Consider the following 21,484-nt stretch of genomic DNA (forward strand, 5'->3'; position numbering starts at 1 on the left):
ATATTCAGGACAGAAATATTTGCAATATGTTGATATGCGACATGCTGAACATAACAAAAAGCCTGATCTGCTCGCATCTACGCGGCATCAATCAGGCTAACATTTGTAGTTTCATCGCTTATTATTCTAGCATCTATTGTATCCGCTGAATGACATATATTGTTCAGGAAGATAACGATGCAGACGTTTCAGCAAGCAATCCATGCTTGAGGAAGCTCTTGTACAGGCCGTCCTGCTCCAGCGTATCCGTCACTTCATCAGCAATAGCGATCAAGCCCGGCTTGGCATTGCCCATTGCGATGCCGACGTTGCAATATTCCAGCATTTCCGCATCATTCATGCCATCTCCGATCGCTATCGTATGTGCTTGCGACTCACCAAGATGCTCCAATAGGTCGGCAATGGCAATCGCCTTATGAATGCCCGGAATCATCAGCTCGCCACTATCCTTGCCAAAGATCGGAACTGTACACTGAATCACTTCAAACTTGCCTTCAAACTCCTGCTGGATCATTGCAAACGGCAGGCTACTTTCCAGAAAGCAAACCTTGTTCACATCATCCTTATACAGATCGGTCTCTCCATACGTCAGTCCTTCGATAAATGGATGCGGCGATTGCTCCATTCGTGCTCGCGCCTGTTCATCATTCAGCACATCGCCATAAATGAGCCGTTCCAGCTGTGGACGAAGCATAGAGCTTGCGTACAATGCCGAATTTGACTCCAGATAGAAATGCACGCCATGCTCATTGAAAAAGTCGACCATATGACGAACATCCTGCGACTGTACCTTTTTGTGATAGAGCACTTCGTTACCGATCTCTACATAACCGCCACCAGCGCCGATCAATCCGTCAAAACCGATCTCCCAGATCGAGTCATAGATTTCCGCTTTAGAACGTCCCGTACATAAAAACAACAAGTGCCCATTCGCGCGCGCTTGCCGACATGCCAGCTGCGCTGATTCTGGTACATGACCGTAATCGTCGACCAGTGTACCGTCAATATCGATAAAGATGATCTGTTTTGCATTCGTATCCATCGTTGCTCGCACTCCTTTATTGTAAAAGATGGCTTGCTGTCTATTTCAATGTACGTGTTGGAACGGGTTACATGTCAACATGTATGTTGAAAATAAATAGTTCTTTTACATCTAACATGGCGCAGCAATGTGCCCAACCTTATATAGTAATATGCAAAAAATTACTATGTAAAAAAGCAACAGACTGTTCGTTGCGTAACAGTCTGCTGCTTTGACTTTTTTATTCGATTGTCGTGCATATGAGGACCAGTATTTTGTTCATACCATCCGCTCTACATGTTAATGACTTTATCTTTTGAATGCTTAGGAATGCGGCTGATATTCGAAATAATCAAACCAAGCTTCCTTCTGCTGTTGGTCCAAATCTTGAGCACACATTCCTGCAAAAGCACCGGTAAAGCCAAGCTTGCCGCCATATTCATCAGACAATGTGCCAAAATCTTGTGGTGTACACATCGGAATCCATTGCTCGCCGTCATGAGAAGCGTAAAACATTAGCTCTCGACCATTAATGACAGCACGCAGATAACATCGTTCCCAATCATTGATCGACAGCTGCATAGAAAAGACTTCGTCGTATACACCTGCCTTGGACATGACCACACCAAGCACGATGCCGCGTATCTCGTCACCGCTTGCACGTAGATAGTAATAATCTGCATCATCATAATAACAAACCAATCCTGCCATCTCATAAAAATGATCGGGATGAAATTCCATACATGTCTCTATAGTACAGTGTAGATGTGAAATAGGGCGTGCCACCATACTTTGTTCATGAGCGGATGATAGCGATTCACGTCCACGCAAACGCAAAAATCCCGGTCGGACTTTCAGGCTCGCCCATGATGAATCAAGCGGAACGCGTAAGCTGCTGTACGCGAGACCGATCTCCTGTCTATCAAAATCATCTCTTATCGGTAGCTGAGGAAACGGCTGCGCTGGCAAAGAAGGTGCTTCCACTTCCAATGCAGGTATTTTGCCGCCATGAGCCAAGCGTAGCCACCCCTGCTCATCCCAAATGCACCGCTGAATTGCCGTTTCGCGACCTAGTGGATTCAGTAAGGTCGTGCCTGGCAAAGGTCGTGTACATAGATGTGCCAGATACCATTCGCCCTGCTGGGTCTGTACAAGTGAACCATGTCCTGCCTGCTGAAGTGGATGAACGGGATCATGCGCACTTGTTAACAATGGAAAATGGGGATCGACTTCATACGGACCGGTTAGCTGCCGACTGCGCGCCAGCACAATCATATGATTCAGACCAGTGCCGCCTTCAGCAGTCATAAGATAATACCAGCCGTTGTGCCGGAATAGCTGTGGTCCCTCAGTAACTCCGACTGGCGTTCCTTGATACAAAGTATGAATTGGACCAATCAATTTACGTGCTGTGGCATCATACTCTTGCATAACAATACCGCCAAAGCTAGGATGCTGCTTGCGATAATCCCAGCGCATATTCAGCAGCCATTTACGACCATCGTCATCATGAAACAAAAATGGATCAAATCCGCTACCATTCAGCCTTACCGGCGTACTCCATGGTCCTTCAATGGAATCGGCAGTCATTATATAATTATGCAGATCCTTGTATACACGATGCCTAGATTTTACATTCGTAAATAGCAGATAAAATTGTCCATCGGCATATGACAGCGCTGGTGCCCAGATGGAACCTGAAGCTCCATTACCTCGCAAATCAATCGATGTAGTTTGGGTCAGTGCGTGCGTGAGCAGACGCCAGTTTACCAGATCACGCGAATGATGGATAGCGACTCCTGGCATCCATTCAAATGTCGATGTAGCAATATAGTAATCGTCCTCAACCCGAATGAATGATGGGTCTGGATGAAAGCCGGTCAGTACCGGATTGTGAATCTTCATGTTGGTTTCCATTTCAGAGATCACCGATTATCCTCCTTGCAATAGAATGCCTGCTTCTGTTTATCGTCCATGTATACGGGAAGCCTCATCAGCCTTTCGTTGCGCCTGCGGAGATACCTTTCACAAAGTACTTCTGCATGGTGACGAATACGATCAATACAGGAATGACTGACAGCGCGGTACCAGCGAAGATCATATCCCAGCGTGACGAGAATTCGCCGATATAACGGTAAATTTCGACGACCATTGTTTTCGGTTCACCAGAGGGCAGAACAAGCATCGGCAGAAGGAAGTCATTCCAAATATTCAGCCCGTTCAATACGATCATACTTGCCGTAACCGGTCCGAGCAGCGGGAAGACGATTCGCCAGAAAATGCTGTACCGGTTGCAGCCGTCGATCTCTGCTGCTTCTTCGATTTCACGCGGAATGCCTTTGACAAAGCTAGTGTATAGCAGACAGCCAAAGCCAACTGCCCCGGCAACATAGATTAGAATCGGACCTGCCAGACTTCCATACAGACCGAGTATCTTCAATTCCTTGAATAACGGAATCATATACGCTTGAAAGGGAATCATCATTCCCGCCAGAAAGTACATAAACATCCCATTCGTCCATTTGGCATGATGGCGTTCAATTGCATAACCTGCCATCGGAATAATGAGAATCTGCATGACGATCGATACCGTTGTTAAAATCAAACTATTCACAATCGCACGTGGAAAATCGGTCTCTGTCAGCAAATATTTGAAATTGTCCAGATACAGTGATGTCGGAAAGGAAAGCGCATTGCGCAAAATCTCACCATTGCTTTTGAAGGCAGACATCAAGTTAAAGAAAATCGGGAAAAAGAATACAATTGCCAGCAGCAAAGTGATAATAAACAGCAGAATCTCACTGGCAAGCTTGCGCGTCTGCATATTCATCTCAGTACTGCACCTCCCGTTTGCGCAAAATTCTGACCTGAATGATGGTAATGAGCATAATCATAATAAACAGTACAATCGCCAGCGCCGTTCCAAAGCCTTGTCGCAATTCACCAAAGCCGACTTTGTAAATAATATAGGTCAGTGTCTCGGTAGCAAAACCCGGACCACCGTCAGTCATCACAGCGATTTGATCGAAAATTTTCAATGCGCTGATCATTGATAGCACCATACAGACGGTCAATGAACCGGCAAGCAGTGGAAAGGTAATGAATCGGAATCGCTGCCAGCCGTTCGCTCCATCGATACTTGCTGCTTCGGACAATTCTGCTGGAATTCCCTGCAAGCCTGCTAGATAGATGATCATATAATAGCCTGCACCTTTCCAGACTGTAGACAATATGACCGACAACAGTGCATAGTCAGGATTACCGAGCCAGTCTACCGCCCAGCTCCCTAGACCGATAGCACTCAAAATCTGATTGACTACCCCGAAGTTGTAATTCAGGATCATGGTCCATACAAAGCCCATTACGATGCCGCTCAATAAGGTTGGAAAGTAAAAAATGCTGCGGAACAAGTTTTTGAACCAGCGAATTCGATCCACCATTATTGCCATAGCAATCGCAGCGATATTTTCCAGAATAACGAGACTAATGGTCATGATTAGTGTGTTTTTGAGCGCATTATGCACACGCGGGCTATTCCAAATTTCCACAAAATTGGCAAAGCCGATAAAACGAATGTCATCGCTGATTCCATCCCACGAAGTAAAACTCAAATACACACTGCCAAATGTAGGCACGATTACAAACAAAGTGTATAGCAGAAATGAAGGCAAAATGAATACGAGCGCATACGAAGGGAAGTTCTTTCTTTTTTTATCGACAGAGGCTGCCGAGATACGGGTGCCTGTAGATGAGGGCACGCCCATATAAGCCACTCCTTTCCGAGCAACAATCCTTATGCACTAACCTGTACAGTGCAGCATTATGATTGTCACTTGGGTGATTTTCAATATGATTGGTAGGTCAGGTGCATGATGTAAGCAATCTTATACAAAGATTGTTTTGGTTACATAGCGTTAGCTTTGACTTCATTGTCGTATTCTGTATCGATTTGCTGCATGTACGATTTCACATCACCGTCGGTGAGTACCATTTCCTGCAATTTCTTGTAGAACCAGTTACGGAATTGCGGCGGAATCAGATTATCTCCCCACCAGTTGTTGATTGCTAGTGATTTGTTCACTTTGGGGTCATCCATCAGAGCAAGTACACCCTTCATCGCTTCGCCAGTAGGATAGGTCACTTTTTCTTTCGTAGAAGCAATACCATTAATACTAGCAAGGTATTGCGAATACTGTTCCGGTTCGAAGAAGAAACGGATGAATGTTGTAATCGCTTCAGTTTTTGCCGGGTCTTTGGAAGCTTCGGTTGATAGAGACCAGCCTGCCGGTGACGGTAAACCGATTACATTTACATTGCCCTGGCGATCCGGTACAGCATAGAAGCCGTACTCAAATGTCGGATCAGCCTCTTCGATCTGGGAAAACATCCATGTGCCTGAATACAGCTGTGCGGCTTTGCCAGAGATTAGAAAGGATATCGTTTGATTGTCTGGTGTACTAAGCCAGCCCTTATCCACATAGTTCTGGAAGAGATATTTGTAATCCGTCATCGCCTGCACGACATTCTCATCGGTGAAATGCGCTTTGCCTGCTGTTTTCTTACCATTCCAGTCTGGGTCATGTGCATATACATCATCAATCAGAAACTTGTTCACCCAGAAGCCCATATGGAATATATCTTTGCCACCAACAACAATCGGTGTCATACCGGACGATTGTAACCGATCCTGAATGGTCAAAAATTCATCATACGTTGTGGGTAGCTGCGTAATGCCAGCATCGGCATATGCTTTTTTGCTGTAAATGATTCCTTGTGGAGCGTTGACGGTCAATGGTGCGTTCCATACTTTGCCCTCTACTTTCGGCGGTGAATCGAATAGCTCCACCAGATCGGAAGGCAGCTCAACAATTTTGCCTGCATCCGCGAAAATCTCGGTATCTCTCATTTCGACCAGATCAGGGAATTCGCCGACTGCGTCCTTTGTTTTGAGCCAGTCCAGATAAGAACTGCTGGAATTCTCACTCAAGTCCTTGATTGCGATCTCGGGATGTTGCTGCTCAAAGCGCTCGATCGTATCAGCAATCGCTTTTTTCGCTGCTGGATCGCCGGCAGCATATCCGATCGTAAAGCTGACCTTGGCGTCATTGTTTGCTGCATTGTCATCGCCTGATGTAGAGACATCGGCACTATTTCCGCAAGCGCTGAGAAGCAGGCTTGTCGCCAATACTGCCGCAGTCAATTTACATAAATGATTGTGCTTGCTCCCTTTTTTCATGATTAAAATCCCCCTCTGTTAAGCAGTATAGATTGTTATATTTAAGTAAGCGTTTTCTTATATTCAGCATAGCATCGGTTTTCTACGACTTGAATGAACTTTTTTAAGCGAGGTATGAGGGGAATTTAAGCAGAATCGGATGAGCGTACAGGCGATGGTTCTTGTTGGCACAATGAAGCAGCGGGTGCTTCGGGAAAATAAAGCTCTACCGACGTGCCAATCCCAAGCTGACTTCTGATCGACAAACCATAGTATTCACCATAGGTGGAGCACATACGTTCATGCACATTTTTGAGCCCTACTGATTTGGCCAATTTGCCAGTGGATGATGTTTGCCGGAGTGATTGTGTAAGTTCAGCGAGTGTATCTGGCTTCATACCAATGCCATCGTCATGAAGAGTAATGATTAACATATGATCCTTTTGTCGAATATGGATGCCTACTGTGCCTTTTTTCTGCTGACGAAGTCCATGTTGAATAGCATTCTCGACGATGGGCTGTAGAGAGAGTTTCAGAATCGACCAATTCATATCCACATCCGAATCGATATCACAGCGCAATACATATCTGTTGTCGTAGCGTACCGAAATAAGATAAAAGTAATCCCGCAAATGTGCTAGCTCCGCAGCTAAGGTCACCTGTTCTTCACCATAATCGATGACATATTTCAGTTGATTGGACAGCGAGTGAATCATGTCGGCGACTTCATCTGCTTCCTTGTCAACCGCATTCATGCGGATCACTTCCAGCGTATTGTAGAGATAATGCGGACGAATCTGGCTTTTGAGTGCATTCAGTTCGGTTTGCTTTTGCTTGATCTGAGCGATATATGCTTCGTCGATATAAATTTGCAGCCGCTCCACCATTCGGTTGAAGCTTTGCGCCAGTCGTCCCATTTCATCATTGCTCTCAACAGGCAATCGAATATCCAACTGACCGGATTCAACGATAGCCATCTGCCGAATCAGCCTGCGGATGGGAGCAGCCAGACGACGTGAGAACCATGTCCCCATAATAATGAGTGCCAAGGAGCAGATTAGAATCGCTATATATACCGTCGTTCTAGCTGCGAACAGCTGCTCAAACAACCCTGCCCTATGTATACCGACGATCAATTGCCCGTTCAGAAATGGAATATCTTCTTTCAGTACTAGCATATCTCCGTCAGGATCAGCAGAGCGTAATGAAGCAAGCTGCTGGCTATCCTGATTGCCAAAATACACATGCCCTTGGTTGTCTACGAGTGCAATTTCATTCTTGCCGCTTACATACAGATCGCCGAGAAACGGATTGAACATCTTCGTATCAATATCGATAAACAAGGTGCCAACAACTTTCGGTTCGGCAGACATTCTGCCAGATGTATCGATCAGATTACGAGCCATAGTGAATACCTGCTGTCGGGATCCGGTAAAGTAATTCGCTTGATGTGTAGGGAAAATAGCAATCTTGCTCGGTTGCTCCACCATTTTCTGCTGCCACTGCTGATAAGGTAACAATTCTGTTTGCAAACCGCGATTTTCCCGTTCTTGATCATACAGACGATCATCGGATGCTCTTACAAAATAGGCGCTGCGAATATACGGATCGCTAAACACGATCGTTTTCAAAAATGAATCGATCGGTATGGAGTTAATCTGTTCCAGCTCATTGACATTGTATGCCTGATTCTCACTCGCTGTGTCACCCAGCTCATTATTATAGCGATTGCTATACATCAGCTTGGAAATGTCGTTGTATTGCTGAAACGCCGAATTCAGATTGTAACTCATATACAGGCTCATTTGCTGCAAGTTGCCAGTAGTATACCTTTCTACATAACTGGAGAAAATTTGAACCGACAAATAACTGAGTGCAAACAGGGGAATCAGTCCCACGAGTATAAATGAAGTGGAAAATTTAATGAAAATACTACTCGTGAACCATTGTCGAATATTCATATCACCTCGCCTCCTGACCTGAATTACGATTTGCAAGCTTGCCGGTATTCCTGTGGAACTCTCCCATATTGCTTTTTGAACATATCGCTAAAATGACGCACATTGTTGTAACCTACCAGCTCGGCGATCTCATATACAAGATTGTCCGTTTCTAGCAGCAACTTGAGTGCATGTTTCATTCGAATATCAGTTACATAATTTTTGAAGTTTTGTCCGGTATGCTTTTTGAAAAAACTGCTGAAGTAATAAGGATTCATATAGACGCGGGCAGCTACAGTTTCCAGCGTAATATTATCGTTGTAATGCTGTTCGATATACAATTTGGTTTCAGTCAGCAGCGTCAGCTCCTTGCCACCTGATTTGTTGGATGATTGCTGCAATAGTGAGCGGAGAATATGGCACGCTTCGTAGGTCAATTGCTCATACGTAGCACAGGCATCCAATCTACTCAGCCAGTCGCTATTGGTATGATCCTGCTCAATACCACCGCCACGCTGAAGCAGTTCACGATTCAATGTCAAAATGGAATTGTACGTACTAGTGACAGCGGTATAACGCTGCGACTTCGCCTCTCTGCGAATGCACATGAACAGCTGTTCCAGCAGCTGCTCCATACGCATCGGTTCTAAAGCGGTCCAAGCACGAATCAATTCTGTATGTAGATCGGGCAACGAGGAGATTACTATCGAATCGGTCATCATCTGTTCATCATCTACAGCGATATCATACTCGATAACAGACCCCGTACGCGCAAAATATTTACGTTTCAACGCTTCAAGAGCAGATTGGTATGATACTGCTGCTAATGACAATTCTGCACACGTCTGTCCAATAGCGCAGCCCATTTCGATTTTGAGATATTCCGCGATGTTGGCTTGCAGCAAATGCATACATTCGCGTGGTGTATCTTCATCCGTATGCTGGATCAGAATCACAAAGCGATCTTCCTTGAATACAAGTAGCCCACATTCAAGCTGTTCATGTTGCTGTAGATTCTCACGAATAATATTGGCTATAGCAAATTGCACTAGATTTCGTTCCTGTTCTTCCCAACGTTCATGATGAATCTGCTCTTCCACTTCCAGTACGCACACTGTTACTGGCACTGTATTGTTTAACGCTTCCGTCTCAAGCAATGAAGGAAGCGCGCGTCTATCGCCATCCAGTAGTCCATTCACCAACTTCTCCGTAGCGTCTAAACGACTCTTCTGTTCGTAATAAGATAGTCGCTCCTGTGTCAGCTCTTCGTTGCATTGTTCGCGGATAATTCCAATAGCACGGCGCACAACTTGCTCTAGTTGATTTTTATCAATCGGTTTGACGAGATAATCAAGCGCTCCCAACTTGACTGCATCACGTGCATAATCGAACTCCTGAAAGGCACTGATGAAGATGACGGGGATTCGACTGCCTTGCGCCTGCAATTCACGCATAATCTCAATCCCACTACTGCCGGGCATGCTAATGTCACTGATCACCAGCTGTGGTTGTAGTCTGACAATCTGTTGACGCAGCTCTTCCCCATCATTCGCTTCACCTATAATGGATAGTCCCATCTCTTCCCATGGCAGCAGTTTTTTCAAACCACGCAATATAACCGGCTCGTCATCAGCAATTAATAACGTCATATATTCCATTTCGATATCCCTCCCTGTATATATGGAAAAGCCGTGCCTGCACATATGGCGTGCAGGCAGCGGCTATAGTATGTCGATCTATTGTTGGAGTTGTACATGTGACACTTCGTGACGAATACCATAAATACGGAACTCGCCCAGCTCCAACAAATTGTTGGTGTTACCGGACAACACATCCGGCTGCGGATGAATCATTTCAATTTTGATATATCGATATCTTTGATTTTGCTGATCAGCAGATACATCGAGCATATCCATTTCATCGGTGAATTTACTTTCGTTAGGCGTCAGCCGTGTCCAGCTGCTGCGATCATTGGAGCCGTAAATAACCGATCCTGCCATCCGATCCACAAAGTTCATCCGGCTCTGTAAACCGAAGCGGGTCGCTGATATATTATAGTCCGGTCCAAAATCAAGAATGTGATACAGATTCGGATACCGTGCCAGTGTATAAACAGGATACGTATTATTATTATCATCTATCAGCATAGAAATAGATGTACCAAATGTGGACGTCGTTACCGCCGCGCTGTAGTCCATACTGCCATCCGCCAAAGTCGGTGTAAGCAGCTCCAATTGATCAGCCTGCTGCTTCAACCGAATAAGCCGATCAAAAAACTGCACATCACTATCGCTATTCAGACTGCGAACCGTTGCATCATATACATCTGTGAACACACGTACAGAGGATGTGGTATAGAGGGTATGCGGATCATACGTAGCTGCTGCAACCCCAATCGCTTCTTCGCGGCTATATTCCACTGCAATACGTATCGGTTGCGTACTCACTGTCACTCCGTCTGATGCTGTAACCAAGAATGAGTATGTTCCTGCTGTGTCCGGTGTCCAGACTAACTTGCCAGTTTGATGATCCAGCACTGCGCCTATCGGCAATTGATCTGCTGTGTATTGAACCGTATCGCTTGCCAGACTGTCATCCGCTGCAAGATCGAGTGTTACAGGCGCTCCGGTAAAAGCAGGAATGACCTTCGTATCGCTACCGCTGTCAGAACGGAAAATTGGCGGTGACAATTGTTCACCCGCACGCACATTCAGATGATCCAGATCTACTGCTGCATCATCACCGACAACGGTCAAATACAGCAAATTATAATCATTATCCAATTGTCCGTAACTTACATGATCAATGCCCATATCGTATGTGATATAACGCCATTGCCCTTCTGTATTAGGTAAATGTAGCGTGTGATATGGAGTCGAATTCTTTTCCTTGCTCAATGAGATGGTAGCAGGCTTATCACTACGAAAGCGCAATCCAATCAGGCGTGAGCCAGAGCGATCGGCGTAAGACAGGTTTTGAAATGCCAGACGGCTTCCTTCTCGTACCGCTTGAACACGAACAAAGGACGTCGCCCCCTCGTGCTCCGTTGCCGATCTCGCATCCAGCACGATATACCGATCTTCAAGTTCTACAATAGCTGCATCTGTCTGTGAATTCGGCAGATTGGTGCTGCCCTCCTGTACAGCTTCCTGTGGTAAAGACAACCAGAAATCTCCTCCGCCGTCTGGGTTGTCCCAGTTTATATTCAAAGCTCCTTTATGATAAAAGTTAGGTGGGATTCTTTTTTGAAAAGCTTCTGCGTAATAATGTGCTTTTTCCTTTAGATCGACGCCTTTGACATACGTATAATAATAATACAAACCCCAGAAATTCGCTGTGTTCATACGACCTCGATAGGAATCCGAGAATCGATAATAGATGCCTTTGGCTTTGCCGTCCGGCTCAGAGCTGTACACGACCGGAATCCAATCGGAATCGTAACCAAGCATATATTTCCAGAAGAAATCAGCCGCTGCCAAAATACGATCATTCAAAAATTCATACGGTCCTACTGCATTGCTAGCAGTTGATACTGTACCATTCACTGGATCAACCTTCGTCGATTGAGACAGCATCATGCGAGCGATAATGGTTGCATTGGTCAGGTCGCCGCCGCCATGTGCCTGATCGCGTCCCATCTCAACATGCTGCACAACTGGTGGATTAATAGCTTCACCGGTAGCAGAATTATGGTCGACCAGTCGGAACAGCTGTTGAATCGAACCATTGAAGCCCTGATTCACTGCTGTTTTATTGACTGTAAACCATTCGACCGCTTCATTGTACCGCTCTCGATTATTGGTGAAAATATAACCTGACATCGCGCCTATCAGCGGATACGTATGCTGATTCATAAATCGATTGTTCGTATGCATAAATGTCTCTGTCACGGGTACAATCAAATTGTTGGTGAATTGCTCTGTATCGTTGTCCGTCCATACCAGTTCTTCGGTTGGGCTACTTGTATAGCGTAAAATTTCCGCTGCCGCGATCATTCGATTTGACGGAATACCAGTATGAATATGTGCATCTGTGAAATAGACATACTGATTTGGGTCCATTTGTGACCAGATACGGATAATGTGCATGGCATTGGCTCGGTATACTGCTTCACCCGTCGTATAATATAGGATCGCCTGAGTATAGGCTTTCAAACCATCAGCTATATAACGAGAGTTGAATCCTTGACTATTGAATGCAACACTTGCCGGCTTGGATGGATCGGATGAATCCTGATTGCTGGAAGTGACGGTCTTGGAAGCGGATTTGGAGACTAGCATTGCCTGATAATATGAATACCATGGCTCTTTCTTTTGCTGCACCATACTGCGCATCGTCTGCAACTGCTCTGCGGTCACATTGACACCTGGATGCGTAAAGCCATTCGTTATCGTTTCCTGAATCTGCACTTGGTCACTCTGTGCACTTGATAACACCGTAGAATCGGCGGCAGTTGTGTCCGATGTCGCTGCTACATTCTTCATTTCATCCGCATATGCTGTCGTAATCGGCAGCAGAACAGCGATTAGCAGCAGACAGATGGATCGTTTACACCATACCTTTACAGATCGAGCATGCATACAGTTCCTCCTTCAATACATTTGTTTTTGATAACGCTTACAATTTATGGTTTTATTGTATGTAAAATATACATACCTGCCCATGCCAGTTTTTTAAGACCGATATGGGCATTTTTTTAGAATATGTCGGATTACCAGAAGTATAGATCCTGGTCCTTTAACTTCAGAATCGCCTCCATAAAATAATAATCTCCGTAAATGATCGACTGATGATGCTGAAGATGATGATAAGCTGCCGACCCATTTTGTAAAAAACAATCGCAATCATGGCTCCAATCGGTACTTTGTTCATCCAACGTTTTCAATAAACGGATTGCTGTACGAAGATACATGTCCTTTTCGCCTTCATCTACGGCGCGCGCGATTTCGATTAAACCGCAGGCGGCAATGGCAGCGGCTGTAGCATCCTGATATGCCGGTTCCATAGGCTGTCTAAAATCGACTGGAACGATCCCGTCTTCTGGAATACTTGCCATAAAATAATGCGCAATGCGTTTGGCGGTGTACAAATACTCTACTTTGCCGGTATGGTTGTAGCTCATCATAAATCCGTATAATCCCCACGTCTGCCCGCGCGTCCATGACGAACCATCCGCATATCCTTGTCCGCCGTATGTTTGGACAACACCGCCGTGAAACGGATCGAACTCTACAATGTGATGAACCGATCCGTCCGGTCGAACAAAGCTGTTCATGACCGTATCTGCATGCTTCGTCGCGATCTGTGCAAAGCGCGGATCGCCTGTTTCTTCGCTTGCCCAGTACAACAGCGGAATATTGAACATACAATCGATAATTGCCCAGCCACGGGTATCTTCTTCCGGCAGATCATTCCACGCACGTATAAATTCGCCGACTGGATTGTAACGTCCGGCGAGCAGCTGTGCTGCCAATAGTGCCCGTTTGCGCGATTGAAGATTACCGGTTAGTTTGTAATTAGCTACGCTGGTTGGCAGCCACATAAAACCGACATCATGATGCAATCCGTAAAATTGTTCAAATGCTTCATCAAGCTTATTTTCCGTACGTTCTGCATATTCGCGGTACTTCGACTCGCCAGTGGCATGATACATCTGCCAGAGCATTCCGCCCCAGAAACCGTTTGTCCACCAACAGATGCCGTCGGCATCACTGCCAGAAGGATTGGAAGAGGAGCGGTCATCATGAATTCCATTGAGTGTTGTATAAGGGATTTTATCCTGTGACTTGTCGCTTACCCAGTCCATTTTATTACTCATTTTACGTACGACTTCATCGATCCATGTCATCGTTATTTCCGTTGTCTGCATTATTATGCCTCCGTTGGACAATATATGTTGTAGGAATTATCAATATCAATGTAATGATATTTTCCTATATGAGATTTACTATATCATGCTTGAAACGGCTTAATTATTGCCTTCTGTAACAAAAATAACGTTTTGTTGCACTTGAGTTATGCTGTAGCCCAATGTTACACTGACACCAATTGATGGAAAATGGAGAGGATACGCATGACCGCCGGATTTGAAGCGATTCCGTTTCATGGACAGCCAGTTGTCTGGACAAATCGTCATACTACGACTACACAGGGACCTGGATTTTATCACTGGCATCCATGCTGCGAGATGTTGTTAATTTTTGCAGGAGAAGGAACCGTTGTGATTAACAATCAAACGTATGCAATGCAGCGGGGCATGTTATTTTTCTTTCAGCCTTTTGAAATTCATAATGTACATTCCCGTGTTTCGGAACAAATGCCATATGAGCGTGCAGTCATTCATATCAATCATGTTCATATGGAACAAGCGTTGGATGCTTTTCCTCGTCGACAGGAATGGTTTCGTCGATTATGTCGCGAGCATGATATACAGCGCGTCTTTCAATTAGGCGATCAGTTGGAACGCCTTAGTCTATATGTAAGCGATTATGAACAAGCGATAGCTACAGGACGTGCCATAACAGAAGAAGAATTGAATGTATTCATGTTGCGTCTGCTCGGTATGCTGAATGAGCATCTTCCTTTACCCCAAGACCGTACGGTATCGAAGCGCCAACCGCTCTATTCAGAACAGATTATGAATTGGATCGAAACTAACTATATGGAGTCAGATATTCTAAATCGGCTCGCTCAGAAGCTTCATTTGCACCGTTCGTATGTGTCACGCATATTCAAAAAAGAAACCGGTAGCAATCTGAGTGAATATTTGACAGCCAAACGGATCAAAGTGTCTGCGCATCTACTTGAATCCACAACCTTATCGGTAGAGACAATCGGCAATGAGGTCGGATTCCACAATATTCCGCATTTCATTTCCTGCTTCAAGAAAACATATTCGGTCACACCGCTGCAATATCGGCTAAAGATCGACAAGCAGCTGGAGTCGTATCCGATTTCGATTCCTGACCAGCATGATAATCTGTAGATATCGAATGCTTAGCCATATGGAAAAGAGCGAAAGGCATCTGTGCCCTTCGCTCTTTTGCTTGTATACTAGCGATTCTGTACGATACCACCTGAATGCGGTATAGCAACAGTTTTACAAAATCACCTTATCACTCGTTCACGAAACGTCCAACCCATACAGTCTGCACGCTTCCTCCAAGCCGCCGACAAAATACGAATCTGATGTCGTGAACGCCCATTCGCCGTCGATTTTGCGGAATTGTCCGAGCACCAGTGTATCGCAAACTGCACTCGGCATATATTCAAAGGTGTGATACAGATCAAGTTCATTATCAATCGTTAGCTCGACCTTCTGCTTGTACGCATCCAGTGAACCGACAATAATCACACGATGGCAGTGATCCGGTAGCTGCTCCAGATTGAGATACATCAGCTTCTCCCATGCAGTATCGTTGATGATACGCACGCATCCGCTCTGATGCTCCGGCTGATTGTAAAAGACAAAATCTTCTTCGCCCACACACCGATCATGATCATCCACCAGAAACGCGGAGATATCAATATCGATCTCATCGTCTGCTTCTTGCTTGGAGAGCTTGAGCTTCAATTCATTATCCGGTGAGATACCGATACGCGAACGCAATCGATCTTCCACTTTACCCAGTTGCGTCTTATCCCATACTTCCACCTGTAACTGTTCGGCAAGCTGTAATGCCGCACGGCTAAAATAGTTAGTTGCCACGACCATATATTTGGAGCATTCATACATACGTGCACCAGCATACACTTCTTGAATCGCCTTAATTGGCACGACATTGCTGAAGCATTTCAATTGTACAGCTGTACGAATCTTCGCTTTGGTAATGATCAGATCGACGCCATAATCCGGCGCATACGGATCACTGGTCGGCATCTCGACCTCATAGCCGAGCTTGGTGAACAAATCCTGCATATGATATTCAAAGCTTTTGCCGTCCAATGCGATCTCTTCCAGCACCTGAGCGGTAAAATCATACGTTTCATTCAGATCGGGGACTCCATACTGCGCACCAATCTTCTCCATACCAGAGTTGTAGCCATTTCCAATCGCGTGGAACCGCCACTCCTGCTTGTACTGATACAAAGCGCCAAGCTCCAGTGCCGTATTGCCTTCGCAGGTGTGCATATCGACCGTATACCGCAGCAGCTCACGGTTATCGTAGGTAAGCAGACGAATATAGACTTCCTCCGGTATACCGCCCGGCATCACGAGCGAGAACAATACCCGATCCTGCTGTGCCTGCTCAATTGCCGACAAGTTCACAATATATTGCTCCATATCGGCTGTTGGCAACTCACGACCGTCAATATGCGTCATACCAATCGTAGATTTATTGCCGAAAAAGGCGATATTTTCCGCATTATTCAGCTTTTGATTGTTCAGCAACATGGCAGCGCTCAGGCATTCCTGTTCGGACGTTTTCCAGCCAATTCCGATCTTGATATTCGTTTGCTGAATTTGCGTTTTGGAGCCTTTGACTAGCGGCACAGAACCAGATACATCTTCCGTCCGACTCATGCGCACACGACCATTTAACGGCAGGTCTGTTTTGTTAATATACTGTGTGAATTTGTTCAGCAGCTTGCGGTACAGCTCCGATGTTCCCAAGCTCGAAATCTTCGGAATATGACTCAAGTTCATATTTTTGAGCGGTTTTACCGTGCAACGTAGCGGATACCCTTTGATTGAAACGAAATTCCAGAACAGATGTGGTGCATTCATGGATTGGATAACCGTTATGTACGGTGTTACTTCCTCGTCGGTAAACCAGATAATGTGTGTTAATTCGCTCGTATGAAACAATTCGGAAAATAAATCTACTTGTTCGCCGCGTTGCGGGTCTTTGCCATAAATCTGATCTTTCATATATTTGGTAGCATTGCTCTCTGTAAATTCCGGTAACCGGTATAAGTCACCATCTTGCTGTGCTAACGTCTGCACCGGATGATGCATCGACAATGGAGCTAGCTTGTTGAACACGGTCTGCATATTGCCTCGCCGCATATAGCGTTGCAGCCCTTCCGCTGCGTTCATAATAAAGATGTATTTGATCTTGGTACCATCTACGTCCTGTCTTGTTAGATACGAGCTATAGGACATACGGTGTTTGTGCACGGAACTCATGATAAGACCCCTTTGAATGAAAGATATTGGAACGATGTGAAGAAAATGCTATCTTCTCATACTATCTTTTTATCGGCAGGAAATAAATGAAATATATGGGAAAGGTACAAAATGTCTATGGAGATTTTCCAAATCGAGAAATAAAAGATGAAAACATTGTAATGGTTTTGACATTGCTTTTCTCATAAGACAGTTGTATTATCGTAGATGTAGCAAACATACTACAATTGTCTTATAGAAGAAACAAGGTAGCTTGACCGCCGCCGCAGGAAGGAGGCAATCATGGATAAGCTGAATCTGGTGGATTCTGAACTGAAGGTTATGTCTGTTCTCTGGGAAGAAGGTGACTCGCCCGCACGGCATGTTGCCGGTATCCTGTCAGAGCAGTATGGCTGGAATGTGAATACCACCTACACGCTCATCAAACGCTGTATCAAAAAAGGAGCGATTGCCCGCTCCGAACCGAACTTTGTCTGTCATGCGCTTGTCACGCGCGAAGAAGTACAGCGAAAAGGCACGCTTGATCTGGTAGACAAGATTTTCGACGGTTCTACGAATAAGCTGTTCGCTTCGCTACTGGGCAAAAAGGAATTATCCGATGCCCAGATCGAACGTCTGAAGAAGATGGTGGATGATCTGGATGAATAATCTCCAGCATATGAACTGGCTGCAAATGGATCTGTCCGCAGCCCTGCTCATCGCAGTCGTCATGATCATTCGTGTATTCTTCCGTAACAAATTGCCACGGCAAACCTTTATCTGGCTCTGGGGTATGATCTGGTTACGATTGTGCATCCCCTTATCGTTACCTTCCCCATTCCAGCATCTAGCATTGCCGTCATGGATGACATGGAGCGGACACAGTGGAACTACCGGAACATCCTCAGCGGTTCATTCTACCGCTGCCGGTGGCGAATCTGTATCTGCCAGCAGTCATCTATCTGGTAGCACGACTCCTGTCATTACTGGCACATCCTCTACTGAACATGCGTCTTCCAGCGTCAACGGCTGGATGGGCGGCTTTCATGCCCGACCGGCTGCCCCGGTCGATCTGATTGCTGTCTGGCATGTGATCTGGATTGCTGGTGCGATTGCCTGTGGAGCCTTTCTAACCCTTGCGTATATGCGCTGGTATCATCGCTTTGCGCACGCAGAAATCGTAGATCATCCCTTCGTCAACCATTGGCTGTCTCGTCATACTTTACGTCGTCGCATTCAAGTTCGTCAGAGTGCAGACATCGTGTCACCGTTAACCTATGGCATTTTCAAACCTGTGATTATCATGCCCATAACAACGGATTGGGACGATCAAGATCGATTGGATTATGTGCTTACTCACGAATACGTGCATATCCGCCGCATGGACAGTTTGATCAAAATGCTCATGCTGCTGGCACTCTGTCTGCACTGGTACAATCCGCTTGTCTGGATGATGTGTGCGCTCGTGAATCGTGATCTGGAATTAAGCTGTGACGAAACGGTTGTGCGTCTAGTCGGTCATGAACATCGTGCCGATTATGCCCGCACCCTCATTTACATGGAAGAACAAAAAGTAATGCTGCCTTCTACTGCCAACTATTTTAGCAAACTTGCGATTGAAGAAAGGATTGAATCTATTATGAACATGAAAAAAATGACTGCTGCTGCCGTATTGTCCGCTTCGCTACTCGTCGGAGGGACTGCTGCGATCGTAGCAACTTCGCCTGCCAATGCCGCTGTCACTACACCAGCTGTTGCGAAATCGACAACTCCAGCTGCCACAGCGTCCCATACTCTACAAGTCGGCGACACATGGAAAGTGAATAACGAGTGGGAATTCACCGTGAATTCTGTGAAAACGACGACTCTACGCGGGAAAAAGGAAGATGGTTATACAGACGCTAAACAAGCTGTTATCGTTAATTATAGCTACAAAAACATTCGTCCAGCCGGCGGCGAAGAACTAGCCTTTTCCAAAGCGAACTTTGACTTGACCGATGCCAACGATGCGAACAATCTGGTAGACGGCGCGCACAATGGAATCTACCCGGCTGGTTCCGACAAAGCAGTCGGCGTAGCACCGGGCAAAAGCATTGAAGGCGCTACATGGGCATACGCATTCTACGACAAAGCTGCCAAAACTATAAAATTCAATGTAACCGGTTATGATGCGAAGCTGAATCTGCACGAGACTACATTTGTTGTGCCTGTTGAAGATGGCACGGCAACATCCGGTAAATAAGCGATATTAGATAATCGATAATTGCAATACTGGATATGCTTTCATGAATACTGGATGTTGATCCGTCGATTGATCCATTTCTTTGTACTACATGCATCGAGCTGAACGGATGCATCGTTATACAACAATATCAATGCCAAATAAAAAGCAGGAACAGACGGTGTATATAACCTACACGCTGTTCCTGCTTTTTCGTTTCTACCTAGATTCTATAGCGATTCCACATACAGAGTAAGAGAAGTACCTATCGGTCTTGGAACGATTATGTCTGCAATCGCTTCATCGCTTCGTCAATATTCACTTCCATAAATAGCGCACCGTCCAGCGGATTATAAATATACGCATCAATCTCTCGAAAACCAAACGACTCGTACAACCGACGTGCCGGAATCATACTTTCCAATGTATCCAGACGCATAGTCGCATATCCCAGTGTCTGTGCATGCCGGAGTGCTGTCTCTACGAGCAATCTCCCTAACTTGAGCCTGCGAAACCGATCATCCACATACAATCGCTTCATCTCGCAAGCATCGTCTGACTCCGGGCGAATGCCGATGCAACCTGCTGCCTGACCATCCACAGTGACCAATAACAAGGCTCCTTGCGGAGCAGCATACTTGCCTGGTAATAGCTTCAGCTCAGATTCTATATCTTGAAAAGCAATGTCGACTGGCAACGCATAGACATAGTCAGTAAATAGCTGGCGGATCATATCCAGCGCTTCCGGTTGTTGCGCGTCCACCTGCTGAATCTCAACATGTGGCGGCGAAGCAGCATCGATGGATGTAGATGCAGCAGTTGCCTTATTGTCTTCCGGTGTTGTCATAATTAAGTGTACCCCCTGCCAACATAGTAGTATTATCGTACACTATGTTGCTAAGGATGTGTATCATTTGCAAATGTTGATACAGGGCAGTCTCGTCCCATCAGTTGATCATTGCCCATTCTTCTTCCATCAATGCAGCGTGGATCATCGCACCTGTACGGCTTCCAGCAGCGGCGGCAATAATGAGCTGAGACGGTCCACTAATCGTTGTATCACCAGCACTGTATACACCATTTGCTGTAGTCATACCGGTAGCATCGGTGACGATACCACCGTTCTCGTTCACTTCATATTCCAAGCTGTTCTGATAATCCGCTTTGGACAGAAACTCCGGTACAATGAAGCCACCGCTGCGCTCTACCTTTGTCCCATCCTCTAACTCTACTGCTGTCAATTGTCCATCCAGATGCTGCAATGCTGCAATACGTGTACTTACAACTGGAATATGATGCTGCTCCAATTGTTGCAGTTGCTCCTGATCCAGCACATCCAGTCCATTCGTAAATACAACTAGCTCGCGATTCCAAGCATATAGCATTTTGGTCAGATGCATCACGCCTGCTGGACCCGCGATGACAGCCAGCTTGTGATGCTGCATTTCCCAACCATCGCAAAATGGACAGTTAAACAAGCTTGTGCCATAACATTGCTGTAAACCGGGTAACGATGGGAAGGCTTCCTTCAACCCAGTGGCGATTAGCAATTTGCGAGCATACAGGGTGCTGCCATCAAGCAACTGTACACCAAATGTATGATCTGCCCGCTTGTCTACCGTCTGAACACGCTTGACCATATGCTCTACTGTCGGATAACGTAGCACTTCTTCATATGCAATTCTCCGAAATTCTGCGGGTTTGATCCGATCGCGTGTAAGATACCCATGCGACTCATGGGTCACTTTATTTCGAGGATCGCCATCGTCGATAATCACTACCTTTCGTTTCGCTCTGCCCAGCACTAAAGCTGCATTCAGTCCAGCAGGACCACCGCCAATAATAATGCAATCGTATATCGTCGTCATATTTGTATTCCTCCTGAGGTGTAGATTGTGGTTGCATGATCGTGTAAGAATGGATGTTAGAGAAGTTAAGAAATGTAAGGGATTTTCAGAGATATTAAAGACTTATTATG

General features: G+C 45.6%; 15 protein-coding genes. 3 read left to right on the plus strand and 12 right to left on the minus strand.

Annotated features, from left to right (window positions below; genetic code table 11):
* Positions 1-163: 163 nt before the first annotated feature.
* From ACE3MZ_RS11860 to ACE3MZ_RS11900, 9 genes are all read right to left on the minus strand, one after another.
* Entirely contained in the window at positions 164-1,042 is an 879-nt protein-coding gene (locus ACE3MZ_RS11860; protein WP_411346633.1) for a Cof-type HAD-IIB family hydrolase, read from the minus strand.
* Between the two features lie 303 nt (positions 1,043-1,345).
* Positions 1,346-2,926: a glycoside hydrolase family 43 protein gene (locus ACE3MZ_RS11865; RefSeq protein ID WP_411346771.1), complete on the minus strand. Its 1,581-nt coding sequence runs from the start codon at positions 2,924-2,926 to the stop codon at positions 1,346-1,348.
* A gap of 88 nt (positions 2,927-3,014) precedes the next feature.
* Entirely contained in the window at positions 3,015-3,851 is an 837-nt protein-coding gene (locus ACE3MZ_RS11870; RefSeq protein WP_411346634.1) for a carbohydrate ABC transporter permease, read from the minus strand.
* A gap of 1 nt (position 3,852) precedes the next feature.
* Positions 3,853-4,785: a carbohydrate ABC transporter permease gene (locus ACE3MZ_RS11875; RefSeq protein WP_411346635.1), complete on the minus strand. Its 933-nt coding sequence runs from the start codon at positions 4,783-4,785 to the stop codon at positions 3,853-3,855.
* Positions 4,786-4,925: 140 nt separating this feature from the next.
* Positions 4,926-6,257, minus strand: coding sequence for an ABC transporter substrate-binding protein (locus tag ACE3MZ_RS11880; protein WP_411346636.1), 1,332 nt, complete (start codon positions 6,255-6,257; stop codon positions 4,926-4,928).
* A gap of 125 nt (positions 6,258-6,382) precedes the next feature.
* On the minus strand, positions 6,383-8,197 hold the full coding sequence (locus ACE3MZ_RS11885; protein ID WP_411346637.1) for a sensor histidine kinase: 1,815 nt from the start codon (positions 8,195-8,197) through the stop codon (positions 6,383-6,385).
* 23 nt (positions 8,198-8,220) lie between these two features.
* Positions 8,221-9,834: a response regulator gene (locus ACE3MZ_RS11890; RefSeq protein WP_411346638.1), complete on the minus strand. Its 1,614-nt coding sequence runs from the start codon at positions 9,832-9,834 to the stop codon at positions 8,221-8,223.
* Positions 9,835-9,912: 78 nt separating this feature from the next.
* A complete protein-coding gene (locus ACE3MZ_RS11895; protein ID WP_411346639.1) occupies positions 9,913-12,756 on the minus strand; it encodes an Ig domain-containing protein in 2,844 nt (947 codons plus the stop codon).
* A gap of 131 nt (positions 12,757-12,887) precedes the next feature.
* Positions 12,888-14,045 (minus strand): glycoside hydrolase family 88 protein, encoded by a 1,158-nt coding sequence (locus ACE3MZ_RS11900; RefSeq protein ID WP_411346640.1) that lies wholly within the window; start codon positions 14,043-14,045, stop codon positions 12,888-12,890.
* A 204-nt stretch (positions 14,046-14,249) separates the two neighbouring features.
* Between ACE3MZ_RS11900 and ACE3MZ_RS11905 the strand changes: the two genes are divergently transcribed.
* Entirely contained in the window at positions 14,250-15,161 is a 912-nt protein-coding gene (locus tag ACE3MZ_RS11905) for an AraC family transcriptional regulator (protein ID WP_411346641.1), read from the plus strand.
* A 138-nt stretch (positions 15,162-15,299) separates the two neighbouring features.
* Here the strand turns inward: ACE3MZ_RS11905 and ACE3MZ_RS11910 are convergent, their stop codons facing one another.
* Positions 15,300-17,306: a TerD family protein gene (locus tag ACE3MZ_RS11910; protein ID WP_411346642.1), complete on the minus strand. Its 2,007-nt coding sequence runs from the start codon at positions 17,304-17,306 to the stop codon at positions 15,300-15,302.
* A 282-nt stretch (positions 17,307-17,588) separates the two neighbouring features.
* Between ACE3MZ_RS11910 and ACE3MZ_RS11915 the strand changes: the two genes are divergently transcribed.
* Together ACE3MZ_RS11915 and ACE3MZ_RS11920 are read left to right on the plus strand one after the other, a co-directional pair.
* Positions 17,589-17,954: a BlaI/MecI/CopY family transcriptional regulator gene (locus ACE3MZ_RS11915; RefSeq protein ID WP_411346643.1), complete on the plus strand. Its 366-nt coding sequence runs from the start codon at positions 17,589-17,591 to the stop codon at positions 17,952-17,954.
* Positions 17,947-19,527 carry a M56 family metallopeptidase gene (locus ACE3MZ_RS11920; protein WP_411346644.1) on the plus strand — a complete coding sequence of 527 codons (1,581 nt, stop codon included), beginning with the start codon at positions 17,947-17,949 and terminating at the stop codon, positions 19,525-19,527. Before ACE3MZ_RS11915 ends, ACE3MZ_RS11920 begins: the two co-directional genes overlap by 8 nt.
* A gap of 262 nt (positions 19,528-19,789) precedes the next feature.
* On the opposite strand, the gene ACE3MZ_RS11925 is transcribed toward ACE3MZ_RS11920, so the two are convergent.
* Complete coding sequence (locus tag ACE3MZ_RS11925) at positions 19,790-20,353, minus strand: GNAT family N-acetyltransferase (RefSeq protein WP_411346645.1); 564 nt, start codon at positions 20,351-20,353, stop codon at positions 19,790-19,792.
* Positions 20,354-20,453: 100 nt separating this feature from the next.
* A complete protein-coding gene (locus ACE3MZ_RS11930; RefSeq protein WP_411346646.1) occupies positions 20,454-21,374 on the minus strand; it encodes an NAD(P)/FAD-dependent oxidoreductase in 921 nt (306 codons plus the stop codon).
* Positions 21,375-21,484 lie beyond the last annotated feature (110 nt).

The organism is Paenibacillus sp. WLX1005 (genome assembly GCF_046603685.1).
Classification (GTDB): Bacteria; Bacillota; Bacilli; order Paenibacillales; family Paenibacillaceae; genus Saccharibacillus.